We start from the raw sequence: 14059 nt of genomic DNA on the forward strand, positions 1-14059 counted from the left end.
GTAAGGCAGTCGGTGGGCGGTGTTCGCGCAGGAGTGAGCGATTATCGCGCAGATCGAAAACCGTGCGAATACGGTCGTGATGCTGGAAGCGGGGTGCGGGGCGGAGAAAGGTGCCGGGGTGGCACCAGCGTGGCAGTCGGAGGGGGCGCTGCCAGGGGGAATCACCCGGCGGTCGGTGGAAGCTGCCGGGCGAGTGCGAACGGGGGAGCGGCGCGAACGTCAGTCGCGCCGCATCCGGAAGGACGTTACTCGCTGCTCGTCCACTCGACGTTCGCACCGACCGAACGCAGGTTTTCGACGAAATGCGGATGCGCGCGGCGGATCGGCAGCGCGTTCATGATCTCCGAACGGCCTTCGATGCTCGCGGCCACCATCAGCAGCGCGATCGCGACGCGGATGATGTAAGGGCTTTCGACGCGCGCCGGCGTCAGTTGCAGCCCGCCGAACGTGATCAGGCGGTGCGGATCCGACAGCAGCACATGCGCGCCGAACTTCGACAGTTCGCCGGACCAGCCGAGCGCGCCGTCATAGACCTTGTTCCAGAACATCGCGCTGCCTTCGGCACGCACGCCGAGCGCGATGAAGATCGGCAGCAGGTCGACCGGCAGGTACGGCCACGGTGCGGCTTCGACCTTGGTCAGGATGTTCTGCGTGAACGGCCGGCGCACGCGCAGCGGGCCGTCGCGTTCCGCGCGCGACCAGCCGTCGCGGTGCGTGACGTTCACGCCGAACTTCGCGAACGTGCGGTCGATCAGCGGGAAATGCTCCGGCGACGAGTTGCGCACCGTGATGTCGCCGCCCGTGATCGCGCCGAGCGCGAGGAACGTCGCGATTTCATGGAAATCCTCGGCGAAGCGGAATTCGCCGCCGCCGAGCTTGCCGCCGCCCGTCACGCACAGGCGCGACGTGCCGATGCCCTCGATCGTGACGCCGATCATCGCCAGGAACTGGCAGAACTCCTGCACGTGCGGCTCGGACGCCGCGTTCATCAGCGTGGACGTGCCGCCTGCAGCCGTTGCGCACAGCGCGAAGTTTTCGGTGGTCGTCACCGACGCGTAGTCGAACCAGTGGTCGTTGGCCGTCAGCGGGCCGTCGGCGCGGACGATCAGCGAATCGGGCGTGCGCTCGATGTGCGCGCCGAAGCGCTCGAACACTTCGACGTGCGGATCGATTTCGCGCACGCCGAGCGTGCAGCCCTTCACGTCGTTCTCGAGGCGCGCGACGCCGAAGCGCGCGAGCAGCGGCGGAATCAGCATGATCGACGAGCGCATCGCTTCCGGCAGCCGGTGGACGGCCGGATCGAACGTCGTGTTGCGATGGTGGAGTTCGAGGATGCCTGTCGTGAAGTCGACCGACACGTCGCTGCCCAGCGCGCGGAAGATGTCGAGGATCTTGCGCACATCGGTGATGTCCGGCACGCCGACGAGACGCAGCGGCTGATCGGTCAACAGGGTGGCGCACAGAATCGGCAGGACGGCGTTCTTGTTCGCGGACGGCTTGATGTCCCCGCGCAGCGGGGTGCCGCCGTGGACGATGAGATTCGACATGATATGGGGGCGTATCGGTGACTGACGTAGGCCCATATGATGCCATTGGTCGGCGGGCGGCGTGGAATGTTCAGAGGGGAAAAAGGGGTTCTGCGCGTGTGATTGACGGTGTTTGACGTTGGGGGATGCTCAGGCCCTCCGGTTTGCCCGAGGAGGATGGCTCGCGAGGAAATGGCCGGCCGCGGCGCGCGCCGGCCATTCAGTCCGCCTGACTACTGCGCCGCCCGCATCCGCGCGGCGACCACCAGCGAGATCAGGCAGCCCACTGCGAGATAGCCGGCGACGAGGTGCCACGAGCCGCCGGCCATGCTGACGAGGGCCACGGCGATGAACGGCGTGAACCCGCCGCCGACGACGCTCGCGAACTGGTAGCCGACGCCCGCGCCGCTGTAGCGGTATTCCGCGCCGAACAGCTCGGTGAAGAGCGGTTGCTGCACGCTGACGACCATGTCGTGCGCGGCATTCGCCAGCAGGATCGAGCAGATCACGATCCATACGGTCGAGCGCGACTCCAGCGCGACGAAGAACGGCACCGCCGCCGCGACGCCGATCAGCGCGCCGATCAGGTAGATGCGGCGCAGGCCGAAGCGGTCGGCCAGCCACGCGAAGCACGGGATCGTCACGCAGCTCACCGCGCCGACCAGCAGGCCGATGTTCAGGAACAGATCGCGCGACATGCCCAGGTTCGTCGTCGAGTAGCTGAGCGCGAACGCGGTGACGATATACATCGTGAACAGTTCGGCAAGACGCAGCGCGATGATCAGCAGGAACGCCTTCGGATGACGCGTCAGCGCTTCGAGCACCGGCAGGCGCAGCTTGCGGTTGCCGTGCTCGACCTTCTCGACGAATTCCTGCGACTCGTCCATGCTCTTGCGAACCCACAGCCCGATCAAAACCAGCACGATGCTGAACAGGAACGGCAGGCGCCAGCCCCACGACTTGAACGAGGCTTCGCCGAGCGTGTGGCTCAGGATCGACACGATCCCCGTGGCCAGCACGAGCCCGACGCCGTAGCCGACCTGTACGCCGCTGCTGTAGAACGCCTTTTTCTGCTTCGGCGCGCTCTCGACGGCCATCAGTGCCGCGCCGCCCCATTCGCCGCCGACCGCGAAGCCCTGGATCGCACGCATCAGCACCAGCAGCACGGGCGCCCACCAGCCGATGGTCGCGAAGCCGGGCAACAGGCCGATCGCGACGGTCGACAGCCCCATCAGCATCACGGTCAGCACTAGCATCCGCTTGCGGCCGAGGCGGTCGCCGTAGTGGCCGAACACGACGCCGCCGAGCGGCCGGAACAGGAAGCCGACGCCAAACGTCGCGAACGCGGCGAGCGTGCCCATCGTCGGGCTGATTTTCGGGAAGAATTCGGAGTTGAATACGAGTGCTGCGACGATCCCGTACAACAGGAAGTCGTACCAGTCGACGACGGCGCCGACGAAGCTGCCGATCGCGGCCTTGCGGGCCTGACTGCGCGCTCGGGCACTGGCGGCGGTGTCGAGGGTGTCGAAGGTTGGGGTCATGACGAAGTCTCCTGGCACGGCGCATCGTGGAATCGTGGCGGCGCCGCGTCCGATGCTGTATTGAAGTCGAAGGGTGAACGGAGAATAGGGCGCGCGCCGCGTCCCGGCAATTGGCCGATCGGTCAAGGTGCGCGATTATCGTTCATCAACGTGCGATTATCGAACGATTTTCGGGTTTGCACTAGGCGGCGCGCCAATATCCCGTTCGACCAGGGTGTGCCGCAGTGAACGATCTGGTTAAAATCTGCACCATTAAAAGTTCGCCCGATCCGCGTGGATATCCGGCCGTCTCATCGGCCGGGTAGGCCGCCCGCACCGGGCGCCGTCCCCATCGACCGCCTGCCTCCGGAGAATGGAATGCCCGGTAATGCCCACCCCCTGTCCAGCGATACGCCGCCCGTTGCCGATCCGGCTGCCAATCCGCTCGGAATGGCCGGCCTGGAATTCGTCGAGTTCGCGGCGCCGGTTCCGGACGCGCTCGCGCAACGCTTCGAGCAGCTCGGGTTCAAGGCGATCGCGCGTCACGTCAGCAAGAACGTCACGCTGTACCGGCAAGGGCAGATGCAGTTCCTGATCAACGCCGAACCCGATTCATTCGCCGCGCGCTATGCGGAGGAATATGGAATGGGTGTCTGCGCAATCGGCATTCGCGTGGCCAGCGCGCGGCGCTCGTTCGAGCGCGCGATCGAGCTGGGCGCGTGGGCGTTCGAGGGCGAGCGGATCGGCGTCGGCGAACTGAAGATTCCGGCGATTCAGGGCATCGGCGATTCGCACCTCTATTTCGTCGACCGCTGGCGCGGGCGCGACGGCCAGCGCGGCGGCGTCGGCGACATCTCGATCTTCGACGTCGACTTCCGGCCGATCGACATCGCGACCGCACATACCGATCTCGACTGCGCGGGCACGGGCCTGCAGCAGGTCGACCACTTCACGCAGACGGTCGGCGCGGGGCGCATGCGCGAGTGGCTCGACTTTTATCATGACCTGCTGCACTTCCGCGAAATCCACGAAATCGACGCGCACTGGCATGTGTCCGAAGAGTCGCGCGTGATGGTGTCGCCGTGCGGCGCGGTGCGCATTCCGGTCTATGAAGAAGGCACGCGGCGCACCGAGCTGATGCACGCGTATCTGCCGGATCATCCGGGCGAAGGTGTCCAGCACGTCGCGCTCTCGACCGACGACATCCTGGCGAGCGTCGATGCGCTGCGCGCGAACGGTGTCGAGTTCATCGAGCCGCCCGCACGCTATTACGACGAGGTCGATGCGCGGCTGCCGGGGCACGGTGTCGATCTCGACGCGCTGCGTCGGCGCGCGGTGCTGGTCGACGGCGAAATCGGCGGCGACGGCGTGCCGCGCCTGTTCTTCCAGACCTTCGTCAAGCGCCGGCCCGGCGAGATCTTCTTCGAGATCGTGCAGCGCAAAGGGCACCACGGGTTCGGGGAAGGCAACCTCGCGGCGCTGGCTCGCGCCCGCAACGCCGGCTGATCGACGGCTGCCGCCGTCTCGGCCTGCGGTACGCAGCAAGCAGCGTTACACGCCGCCGAACGTCACGCGCCGGCGGCCGGCACGCGGTTCGGCGCCGGATCGTTCGGCTCGTGGAGCACGCATGCGGTGCCGCCCGGCGTGTACATCGACACGACGCAGCGGTTGCACGACGTGCAGCCCGACCGGGCAAGCCGGCCGTCGCGCAGCCCGTTCACGAAATCCGGCTCGAACACGAGCGCGCGGGCCAGCGCGACCGCGTCGAACCCTTCGCGCATCGCCAGCGCGACGTTCTCGCGCGAGCGCACGCCGCCGAGATACGCGAGCGGCATCCGGACGGCCGCGCGCACCTTCCTCGAATGCTCGAGGAAGTACATGTCGCGAAACGCGCCCATCTTCGGCTCGGTGAGTTTCTGCAGCGCCATCGCGGCGCGCACGATCGCATTGTCGGCGTTCGCGCGCGCATCGCCGGGCAGCGGGCTGCCGAACAACTGCCACACCGACTCGACGTTCATCCCGCCGCTCAGCACGAGCAGGTGCGCGCCTTCCGCTTCGAGCAGCCGCGCGATCTCGCTCGCGTCGTCGGCCGTCCCGCCGCCGCGCACGCCTTCGGTCACGCCGATCTTGCACACCACGGCGAGATCGCGGCCGACCGCGTCGAGCACGCGGCGCAGCACCTCCACGGGGAACGCCGCGCGTCGCGCCACATCGCCGCCGTACGCATCGCAGCGGCGGTTGTACAGCGGCGACAGGAACTGGCTCAGCAGATAGCCGTGCCCCATGTGGATTTCGACCGCATCGAACCCGGCGTCGCGCGCATGCCGCGCCGCGCGCGCGAATTCGCCGGCGATGGCCGTCATCTGATCGCGCGTCATCGCTTGCTTCAGAAAGCGGCCGCTCATCACGCCGACCTTGTTGAAACCGCCCGACGCGCTCAACGGCCGCTTCGTCGACAGCGACGGCAGGAACGTGAAGCAGCCGCCGTGCGTGATCTGCGCGGACGCCGCCGCGCCGTGCCGGTGGACCGCGTCGGTGAGCGCGCGGAATTGCCGGACCGTCGGCGCGTCGAGCTGCGCCTGGTCGACGAACGTACGGCCGTCGTCGCTGATCGCGCAGTACGCGACGGTCGTCAGCGCAGCGCCGCCCTCGGCGATGCGCTCGTGAAACCGCACCAGCGCGCGCGACGGCACGCCGTTCGGCGTCATGCCTTCGTTGGTCGCCGACTTGATCAGCCGGTTGCGCAGCGTCAGCGGGCCGATCTGCAGCGGGGTGAACGCGGTATCGAGGGCAGCATGTTCCATGTCGGGCGGGCATCGGGAATGGGCACGGCGACCATTGTGCGCAGTCGGTAGCGGCCCGCATCGTCCGCGTGGATGACCCGCGGCGATGGCCGCGGGCCGCCGTGCGATCAGCCGCCCAGCTTGCGCGCCTGGCGGCGCATGCCGTCGAAGATCGCATCGGCGACGTCCGCCGGGAAATCCGCCGGAATGCGCGACGCGACGTCGGCGATCGCCGGTTCGGTGCGTGCGGCCACATCGGCCATGGCCGCGCGGACGTCGTCTTCGGTCAGGCCGACGCGCGCGCCTTGCGCGATCCAGTGGCGCGGCTGGATGTCGCCGATCACGTAGTGACGATTCTTCCCGCACACGGCCATGGCGAGCCGCGCGCGGTACGGCGACAACTGGTTGCGCCGCGTGCCGATGATCGGATGCGCGGACAGCACGTCGTACAGCGGCGTGCTGCGATACGTGTTGCCCGGCAGATGCGCGATGCTGAAGTTCTTCGCATGGCCGTCGATCGCGGCGAGCACCCAGAACACGAGCTGCGCGATGAAGAAATGCCGGCGGTCCTGCGCGGCGTCGGCGGAATTCGCGAGGATGCCCATGATCGTCGCGATCCCCGGGCCGCCGTCGGACTCGTATTTCGCGCCCGACGGCGTGCCGGTCGCCTGGCACATGTCCTCCTGCGGCAGCCGCAGGATCCACGTGCCGTCGCGCGAAGGCCGGCGGTCGAATCGCTCGACGATCAGCGCCTTCTGGTCGTCGAACCGGCCGATGTCGCACGACGCGACCGGCAGGCCGTACGCGGCGACGAGCTTCGAGCACAGCCATTCGTTCTCGACCGAGGTCCGCATGTCGGCCTGCATGTTCCCGACGCGTCCGAGCGGCAGCTTGAAGATATGCGTGGTCGGCGTGCTGCCCGACGGCAGCAGCCAGCGCTCGCCGTGGCGCAGCAGCGCGGTCTTTTCCTGCGCACCGGCGATCGACAGGCGCAGCTCGCCGTCCGGCTCCGGGTGGCCGGGCAGCGGCGCGGCGGTCGCGTGGCGCAGCACGTCGGCCACGGCTGCGTCGTCGAGTGCGGTGCCGTCGATGGCTTCCAGGTCGACGGGCACTTCGTCGGGCGGCAGCAGCTGCAGCGCGCCGACGCAATCGCGGCCGATCGACGCGAGCAGTTCGAACGGCGCCGTCGACCCGAGCCGGTAGCGCTGCGCGATGCGGCGGCGGATCGGCTGGCTGTCGGGCAGCAGGTTGTCGAAATAGTCGGCGACGACCGCGCCCTGGTGCGGCTGGTTGCCGGGCGTGAACGGCAACGACAGCGACAGCGGACGCCCCTGCGGATCGTCGACCCAGGACGGCAGGTAGACGAGGCGTTCGATGCCGCGCCGGACTTCCCAGTAGCCGACCGGGATGCCGTTCATCCACAGGTCGAGACGGTCGTGGCGGGGGCGGCGCGCCATCGTCACCAGTCCTCCCGTTTCGGGCCGCGGGGCTTGCCGGGCGTCGCCGCGGCAGGCCGTTTTCGCGACGCGGCGGCCGGGGGCTTGGCGGCGGCCGGCGAGCGGGCCGCGGGGGGATCGGACGCATGCGGGGGCGAACGCCGGCGCGTGGCCAGCGCGTGCGCGGGATCGGGATCGGGATCGGCGGCATCGGGGGCCGGCGCATCGTCGAGCGTGCCCGGCTCGAGCATCAGGCGAACGCCGAGCACGTTCAGCACCTTGAACAGCCGTTCGATACTGACGGCGGACGGATTGGCTTCGAGCTGCGCATACGACTGTTGCGTGACGCCGAGGCGGGCCGCGAGCTGCGCCTGCGTGAACCCCGCCGACTTCCGGAAGCCGACGAGGATCGGGCGCAACTGGCTCAAGGTCTGGACAGGGAATGCCATGGGCTCTCCGCGAAATGACAGGCGATCGCTTGTAATCGGAAAATACAGTCTATGGCATGTATCGTCAAAATACAAACCCGAGACTGTATTTGATGAAAACAAGCGATAGCTTGTCGTGCGGAAACCCGCAGGCAAGGGCGGCAATGCGCCCCGCGCGGTCGTCAGCCGTGCGTCATGCCGCCCGCAGCGGGGCGGCCCGCGCGCTTTCCGGATCGTCGTCGCCGAGCGGGATGAACGCCATGATCTCGAGGTCGTGCCCCGACAGCGCCGGCAGCCGGAACGGGCTCGACAGCACGTTCAGACGCCGCACGCCGAGCTCGCGCAGGATCTGCGAGCCGATCCCCGTCACGCGGCCGTCGCGGCGCGCATGGGCGGCAGGCGTGCGCGTCGCGTCGCCGCGCATGTCGCAGTCGAGCAGCACCGCGACGCCGCAGCCCGCCGCGTCGATCCGCTGCAGCGCGGCGTGCAGCGGCCACGAATGCGCGGACGGTTCCGCGTCGAGCAGGTCGAGCAGCGAATGGCATTCGTGCACACGCGTCAGCACGGGGGTCGCCGGGTCCGGCTCGCCGCGCACCAGCGCGAGATGGGGCGCGCCGTGCACGGTGTCGCGATATTCGATCGCGCGGAATCGTCCCCATGGCGTATGCAGCGGCCGTTCGCCGATGCGTTCGACGAGCGATTCGTGCTCGCGCCGGTAATGGATCAGGTCCGCGATCGTGCCGATCTTCAGCCCGTGATGCGCGGCGAACGCCTTCAGCTCGGGCAGTCGCGCCATCGTGCCGTCGTCGTTCATCACCTCGCAGATCACCGACGCGGGCGTGAGTCCGGCCAGCGCCGCGAGATCGCAGCCGGCTTCCGTGTGCCCCGCGCGCACCAGCACGCCGCCCGGGCGCGCGGCGATCGGAAACACGTGGCCGGGCTGCACGAGATCGTCGGCGCGCGCGCCCGGGCGGACCGCCGCGCGGACCGTCCGCGCGCGGTCGGCGGCCGAGATGCCGGTCGTCACGCCGTCGGCCGCTTCGATGCTGACGGTGAACGCGGTCCCGAACGGCGTGCCGTTGTGATCGGCCATCGGCGGCAGGCGCAGTTGCTCGCAGCGCTCGACCGTCAGCGTCAGGCAGATCAGCCCGCGGCCGAAGCGCGCCATGAAGTTGATCGCTTCGGGCGTCACGTGATCGGCGGCGATCACGAGGTCGCCTTCGTTCTCGCGATCCTCTTCGTCGACGAGCAGGACCATCCGCCCCGCGCGCAATTCGTCGACGATTTCCGGCGTGCCGGCGAGCGTCATTGCGCCTCCGTTGCGTCGAACGCGCGGCGCAGCGCATCGGCGCCGAACGACAGCACGCGATCGGCGGCATCGACCGCGCCGAGCATGCTCGCGAAGCCGTGCAACTGGCCCGGCCAGCGCACGAGCGACACCGGCGTGCCGGCCTGCGCGAGACGCAGCGCGTATGCCTCGGCTTCGTCGCGCAGCGGGTCGAATTCGGCGCTGACGATGGTGGCCGGCGCCGCGCCCGACAGATCCGGCGCGGCGAGCGGGCTCGCGAGCGGCGACGCGCGATCGGCGCCGTCGTCGAAATAGTGACGCTTGAACCAGCGCATCGCGTCCGCCGTCAGGAAATAGCCTTCGCCGAGCGATTCGTACGACGGATGCTCGGTCGCGCAATCGACGACCGGATACAGCAGCAACTGATGCGCGATCGCGATGCCCGAGCCGCGCAACTGCAGCGCGGCGACGGCGGCCAGGTTGCCGCCCGCGCTGTCGCCGGCGACGGCGAGCGCGCCGGTGCGCGCGCCGAGATCGCGCGCGCTGGCGGCGGCCCAGCGCACGGCATCGCATGCATCGTGCGCGGCTGCCGGGAACCGTGCTTCGGGCGCGAGCCGGTAGTCGACCGACAGCACGAGCGTGCGCGCCCGTCGGGCGAGACTGCGGCACAGGTTCGCGTGCGAGTCGATCCCGCACGCGACGAAGCCGCCGCCGTGGAAGAACACGGTCAGCGGCAACGGCCCGTCGGCCTCGGGTCGATACAGCCGTGCGGACAACTCGCGACCGGGCGCGGGAATTTGCCAGTCTTCTTCGGCGGCAATCGCGTCGCCGGGCGCGAACGCGCCGCCCCCGGCGAGGCTCGCGCGGTAGGCGGGAACGGTCAGTCGATCGAAATCGATCGCGGGCGCTTGGGCGAGCGCGGCAAGCAGCGCCTGCGCCTGAGGGTCGAGCGGCATGGAAACTCCTGTCTGAATCGGGTGCGGTCGGAATCAGGTAAACCCGCGTCGCGGTTTTCCCTGAGCCCGCGCCGGAAGCTTGCCGGCACGGCCTGACGGGCATTCCAGCGCAGCACGCAGGGCGCCACATCATCCGATTGGACGATGGTTCGCGCGCCCGGATGGCCAAAGCTCACCCTTCAGTGAATGTCCCGATGACGCCGGAATTAAGACACGTCTTAATCATGGCGGCGCGGAAGAGTCGCACCGACAACAAGTCGCATGGAGGATGGAGCGTGCTGATGGAGACGAGATGGGCTCCGCAAGAGAGCCAGTCAACAAGCGAGGAAGCCGGCATCGGCGTCGCGGATTTCAGCGAACTGATGGCGCGCATCTACCAGGGGCCGATGGAAACGCCGCCGTGGGCGGGCGCGCTCGAGATGGTGCGCCGGCTGCTGCAGGCCAACTACGTGACGCTGATCCTGCGCGCGGCGGCGAGCGATCGTCGTGCGCCGCTGTCCGTGCATGCATCGGAGTTCGGCCCCGTCGTGCCGGGTGACGGCGAGGCGTCGTACAACAACTACTACTATTCGCTCGACCCGTTCGTCGGCCTGCCGGCCGATCGCGTGGTCACGGTCGACGACGTGTTCGGCGATACGGGCTGGCTGTCGAGCGAGCTGTACAAGCAGTTCCTGAAGCCGCAGGACGTGCGCTACATCCTCGGCGCGGACCTGCGCACGTCGTCGGGCGTCGAATGCCGGTTCCGCGTGTGCCGCAACCACGCGTCGAAGCAGTTCTCCGCGCGCGACAAGGCGATCTGCGCGCTGCTGCTGCCGCACCTGAAGCGCGCGGTCGAACTGCATTCGCGGCTCGATACGGCCGAGGTCGAGCGCTCGATCTACGCGAACGCGATCAACCGGATGCAGATCGGCACGATCACGCTCGACGAGAACGGCGCGATCATCGACCTGAACAGCGTCGCCGACGAGATCCTGAAGCAGAACAACGGGCTGACGATTGCGCGCGGCACGATCGAGGCGACCGACGCGCAGGAGAACCGCACGCTCAAGCGGCTGATCCGCCACGCGGTGATGGGACACCACGGTACGGCCGCGGCGATCGTCGAGGCGATGCCGATCACGCGCGGCTTCGACAAGCCGCGTCTCGGATTGCTGGTGCGCACGGTGCTGCTGTCCGACTGGTCCGAGGACAACCGGCGGCGGCCGGCCGTCACGCTGTTTCTGCGCGACCCCGATCGCAAGCCGCAAGGCGCGCAGGAAATCATCCGCAAGCTGTTCGACCTGACGCCCGCCGAGACGTCGCTCGCGCTGCTGCTGACCAACGGGCTCACGCTCGAGGAGGCGGCCGAGGAATCGGGAATCAGCAAGAACACCGCGCGCACGCATCTGCGTGCCATCTTCTCGAAGACGGGCGTGACGCGCCAGGCGACGCTCGTGCGGATCCTGCTCGGGAGCGTGGTGCCGCTCGGTTGAGCGCGGGCGGCGCGTCTTGCTCCGCCGCATCGGTATCGGGCGCATTCGTGCGCCGATACATCGACTGCGGTCGACGTGCATGCGGCGGCAGGGCGATCGCGGCATCGTGTCGGACAAGAGGCTCGCGCGGTGCGAGCCTCTTTCGCTTCAGACCTGATGCAACCGATGGCGGGTATCGGGTGTTTCGCGACGTCGCGCGCAGCGATGCCGCTTGTATCGTCACGACCCGCGCGTCGAACGATTCGCCCACGCCGACAATGCCGGCCATTGCGCGCAACCGCGCCGGATGAAGCCCGCGCCGGTGCGGATCACGATCGCGCCGATCGCGATCGCCGCGAGGTCGTCGAGACGGCCGAGGCCGACCCATGCGGCGCTCATCGCGAGCGCCGCGAGCAACGCCGACAGTGCATCAGTGCGCACATGCCAGCCGCTCGCTTCGAGCAGCGCGGAGCCGGTTTCGCGCGCCTTGCGCAGCATCCAGCGCGACAGCGCGGCCTTGCCGGTCAGCGTGAACACGATCAGCGCGAGCGTCATCGCGCCGGGTTGCACGACCGGCGGCGCGTCGAAGCGGTTCGACGCATGCCAGATCATCTGCACGCCTGTCGCGACGAGCAGTGCGCCGAGCCCCGCCAGCGCGAGCGGCTCGTACGTCGGGCGCCGCTCGGGCGGCAGCCGCGCGTCGAGCCGGCAGGCGACGAGGATCAGCGCGTCGGCCGCGAGATCGATCGCCGCGTGCGCGACGTCCGCGAGCAGGCCGGACGAATGCGCGGACCACGCCGCAGCAGCCTCGGCGGCGAGCAACAGCAGGTTGATCGCGAGACTGACGGCGAGGGCGCGGGACGTGGCCGCATAAACGTGGGGCGTGGCGCGCGACGTGCGCTGCATGGCGGATTCGTCTGTCGAAATCGTGGGACAGCCTCGAACGCTACCGGTCGACGATTGCAGGTACGTGACAGCGGCGGGATCGCCGGACCGGCCGGGACGCCACGATCGATCGAGGTCGCGCCGCGATACCGCCGATTGCGCGAACGCGAACGTGCCGTCGCATGGCATCGCGGTCGCAGCGCACGGGAACACACCGGGCGCGGCATTCCCGATGCGCGCATGCGCCGGCAACGAACACCCGGTTCGACCGGGCGCCCGTTGCCGCGCCGTTCATTTCAACAGCGCGAGCAGGTCGTCCAGCGATTGACGGCATGTCGCGGCGTCGGGCTTGTCGGCGCGCAGCGCGGCGAGTGCGCGGTCGATTGCCTTGTCGATCACGTGCCAGTCGGCCGCCGAACGCGGTTTCAGCGACGGCTCCGCATCGTCCCATTTCGTTTCGAGATCCTTGATGCGCGTTTTCGCGCCGGCCAGGTTGCCTGCATCGACGCGTTTCCTGGTGTCCGTCACGATGCTGCGGAACGCGGACAGGTCGCCGAGCTTCGAGGCGGTTGCCGCGGTTGCGGCATAGACGGACGGGGCGAAGAGCGTCGAAGCGGGGCCTGCGGCGAGTGCGGCGACGACGGCGACGAGCATCGGCTTTCGGGTGCGCATTTCAATTCCTTTGAGTAGTCGGACGGACGTGGACAACGGGGCAACGGAATACGGCGGTCATCGAACGCTCGCTTGCCGGTTGGCGAGCGTCGTGCAGGCGACCAGCAGCACGATCGACGTCAGGAACGCCGCGCTCGTCGTCGCGGTGCCGAGCCCGAGGCCGCCGTATTCGCGCGCCTGGGACAGGAAATCGCCGAGCGACGCGCCGAGCGGGCGCGTGAGGATGTAGGCGAGCCAGAACGCGAGCACGCGATTCGCGCCCATGCGCATCGCGACGGCTACCAGCGCGATCGCCGCGCCGAACGACACGATGCCGAGCCGGAATCCGAGGCCGAGCGCTTCGGTGGCGAGGTCGCCGGCGGCCGTGCCCAGCGCGAACGTCAGCAGGATCGCGGCCCAGTAGAACCCCTCGCGGCGCGTCGTCACGATGGTCTCGATCGACAACGTGTGCTCGCTGCGATACCAGAGCGCGAACAGCGCCGCGAGCGCGACGGCGAAGCACGCGGTGCTCGCGTACAGGCTGACGCCGAGCCCGTCGGTCAGTGCGTCGGTGATCTGCGTGCCGACGATGCTGACCAGCACCACGTTGAGCCAGTACAGCCACGGCACGCAGGCTTTCGCGCGGAACTGCAGCACGAGCGCGATGACGAGCAGCGACGCCATCAACGCGTCGGTGACCGGCACGCCGAGGCCGGCGCGCACGGCGAGATAGTCGGCGCCGGTTTCACCGACGGTCGTCGACAGGATCTTGATGATCCAGAAGACGGCAGTGACGGCAGGCACCTTGTTCAGCATGGACGTCGATACGGCGGGCGGGCGCGGATTCACGGATCGCTCCTTGAAGAGGCGCCGTCATCCGGGGCGGCGCGGGTCGAAGGCCTCGGTCGAGGACTGGGCGCCACTATGCGGGCTGGATTCTTAACGGATGCTTATCGGGGGCGGCGCGGGTCGGCGGCGAGTTGGAAGCGGGCGGAACGGCGGGGGCTGACCGGGAGCGGCTTGGGGTAGCCGGGGTGAGGAGACGGAATACGCCAACGGGGACAACGAAGGCGGCGAGCGACATTCGGAAGTCACGACGCTTACCTCAATAATCTCAACATTATAGAAATAATGT

12 protein-coding genes are annotated in these 14059 nt (G+C 68.6%); 2 read left to right on the forward strand and 10 right to left on the reverse strand.

Going from position 1 to position 14059, the window contains the following annotated elements:
* Positions 1–245: 245 nt before the first annotated feature.
* Positions 246–1547: a UDP-N-acetylglucosamine 1-carboxyvinyltransferase gene (locus DCN14_RS07325; RefSeq protein WP_096498654.1), complete on the reverse strand. Its 1302-nt coding sequence runs from the start codon at positions 1545–1547 to the stop codon at positions 246–248.
* Positions 1548–1759: 212 nt separating this feature from the next.
* Complete coding sequence (gene shiA / locus DCN14_RS07330) at positions 1760–3067, reverse strand: shikimate transporter (protein ID WP_096498652.1); 1308 nt, start codon at positions 3065–3067, stop codon at positions 1760–1762.
* Between the two features lie 357 nt (positions 3068–3424).
* Here shiA and DCN14_RS07340 point away from each other — a divergent pair, with 357 nt between their 5' ends.
* Positions 3425–4552, forward strand: a complete 1128-nt coding sequence (locus tag DCN14_RS07340) for a VOC family protein (RefSeq protein ID WP_096498650.1) — start codon at positions 3425–3427, stop codon at positions 4550–4552.
* Positions 4553–4614: 62 nt separating this feature from the next.
* Here DCN14_RS07340 and DCN14_RS07345 read toward each other — a convergent pair whose 3' ends face one another.
* The 5 genes from DCN14_RS07345 to DCN14_RS07365 form a co-directional block, all read right to left on the reverse strand.
* Entirely contained in the window at positions 4615–5850 is a 1236-nt protein-coding gene (locus DCN14_RS07345) for an NADH:flavin oxidoreductase (RefSeq protein WP_096498648.1), read from the reverse strand.
* A gap of 107 nt (positions 5851–5957) precedes the next feature.
* Positions 5958–7286 carry a type II toxin-antitoxin system HipA family toxin gene (locus DCN14_RS07350; protein WP_096498646.1) on the reverse strand — a complete coding sequence of 443 codons (1329 nt, stop codon included), beginning with the start codon at positions 7284–7286 and terminating at the stop codon, positions 5958–5960.
* A 2-nt stretch (positions 7287–7288) separates the two neighbouring features.
* The gene (locus DCN14_RS07355) at positions 7289–7714 is read right to left on the reverse strand and encodes a helix-turn-helix transcriptional regulator (RefSeq protein WP_096498644.1); all 426 of its coding nucleotides are present in this window, start codon (positions 7712–7714) and stop codon (positions 7289–7291) included.
* Positions 7715–7886: 172 nt separating this feature from the next.
* Complete coding sequence (ribBA, locus tag DCN14_RS07360) at positions 7887–9002, reverse strand: bifunctional 3,4-dihydroxy-2-butanone-4-phosphate synthase/GTP cyclohydrolase II (protein ID WP_096498642.1); 1116 nt, start codon at positions 9000–9002, stop codon at positions 7887–7889.
* On the reverse strand, positions 8999–9937 hold the full coding sequence (locus DCN14_RS07365) for an alpha/beta hydrolase (protein WP_096498640.1): 939 nt from the start codon (positions 9935–9937) through the stop codon (positions 8999–9001). The genes ribBA and DCN14_RS07365 overlap by 4 nt, the downstream gene beginning before the upstream one ends.
* Positions 9938–10218: 281 nt before the next feature.
* Here DCN14_RS07365 and DCN14_RS07370 point away from each other — a divergent pair, with 281 nt between their 5' ends.
* Complete coding sequence (locus DCN14_RS07370) at positions 10219–11409, forward strand: helix-turn-helix transcriptional regulator (protein ID WP_096498638.1); 1191 nt, start codon at positions 10219–10221, stop codon at positions 11407–11409.
* 219 nt (positions 11410–11628) lie between these two features.
* On the opposite strand, the gene DCN14_RS07375 is transcribed toward DCN14_RS07370, so the two are convergent.
* The 3 genes from DCN14_RS07375 to DCN14_RS07385 form a co-directional block, all read right to left on the reverse strand.
* Complete coding sequence (locus tag DCN14_RS07375) at positions 11629–12294, reverse strand: cation diffusion facilitator family transporter (RefSeq protein ID WP_096499305.1); 666 nt, start codon at positions 12292–12294, stop codon at positions 11629–11631.
* Between the two features lie 270 nt (positions 12295–12564).
* Positions 12565–12927, reverse strand: coding sequence for a histidine kinase (locus tag DCN14_RS07380; protein ID WP_162826207.1), 363 nt, complete (start codon positions 12925–12927; stop codon positions 12565–12567).
* Positions 12928–13002: 75 nt separating this feature from the next.
* Positions 13003–13740, reverse strand: a complete 738-nt coding sequence (locus DCN14_RS07385; protein WP_096499303.1) for a hypothetical protein — start codon at positions 13738–13740, stop codon at positions 13003–13005.
* Positions 13741–14059: the final 319 nt, after the last annotated feature.

Source organism: Burkholderia sp. IDO3, from assembly GCF_003366075.1.
GTDB lineage: Bacteria > Pseudomonadota > Gammaproteobacteria > Burkholderiales > Burkholderiaceae > Burkholderia > Burkholderia anthina.

Excerpts from the sequence above, each read along its gene's own strand:
- DCN14_RS07385 (WP_096499303.1), bottom strand. The coding sequence starts at position 13,740 with ATGCTGAACAAGGTGCCTGCCGTCACTGCCGTCTTCTGGATCATCAAG.
- DCN14_RS07325 (WP_096498654.1), bottom strand. The coding sequence starts at position 1,547 with ATGTCGAATCTCATCGTCCACGGCGGCACCCCGCTGCGCGGGGACATC.
- ribBA (WP_096498642.1), bottom strand. The coding sequence starts at position 9,002 with ATGACGCTCGCCGGCACGCCGGAAATCGTCGACGAATTGCGCGCGGGG.
- DCN14_RS07375 (WP_096499305.1), bottom strand. The coding sequence starts at position 12,294 with ATGCAGCGCACGTCGCGCGCCACGCCCCACGTTTATGCGGCCACGTCC.
- shiA (WP_096498652.1), bottom strand. The coding sequence starts at position 3,067 with ATGACCCCAACCTTCGACACCCTCGACACCGCCGCCAGTGCCCGAGCG.
- DCN14_RS07340 (WP_096498650.1), top strand. The coding sequence starts at position 3,425 with ATGCCCGGTAATGCCCACCCCCTGTCCAGCGATACGCCGCCCGTTGCC.
- DCN14_RS07350 (WP_096498646.1), bottom strand. The coding sequence starts at position 7,286 with ATGGCGCGCCGCCCCCGCCACGACCGTCTCGACCTGTGGATGAACGGC.
- DCN14_RS07380 (WP_162826207.1), bottom strand. The coding sequence starts at position 12,927 with ATGCTCGTCGCCGTCGTCGCCGCACTCGCCGCAGGCCCCGCTTCGACG.
- DCN14_RS07365 (WP_096498640.1), bottom strand. The coding sequence starts at position 9,937 with ATGCCGCTCGACCCTCAGGCGCAGGCGCTGCTTGCCGCGCTCGCCCAA.
- DCN14_RS07345 (WP_096498648.1), bottom strand. The coding sequence starts at position 5,850 with ATGGAACATGCTGCCCTCGATACCGCGTTCACCCCGCTGCAGATCGGC.
- DCN14_RS07370 (WP_096498638.1), top strand. The coding sequence starts at position 10,219 with ATGGAGACGAGATGGGCTCCGCAAGAGAGCCAGTCAACAAGCGAGGAA.
- DCN14_RS07355 (WP_096498644.1), bottom strand. The coding sequence starts at position 7,714 with ATGGCATTCCCTGTCCAGACCTTGAGCCAGTTGCGCCCGATCCTCGTC.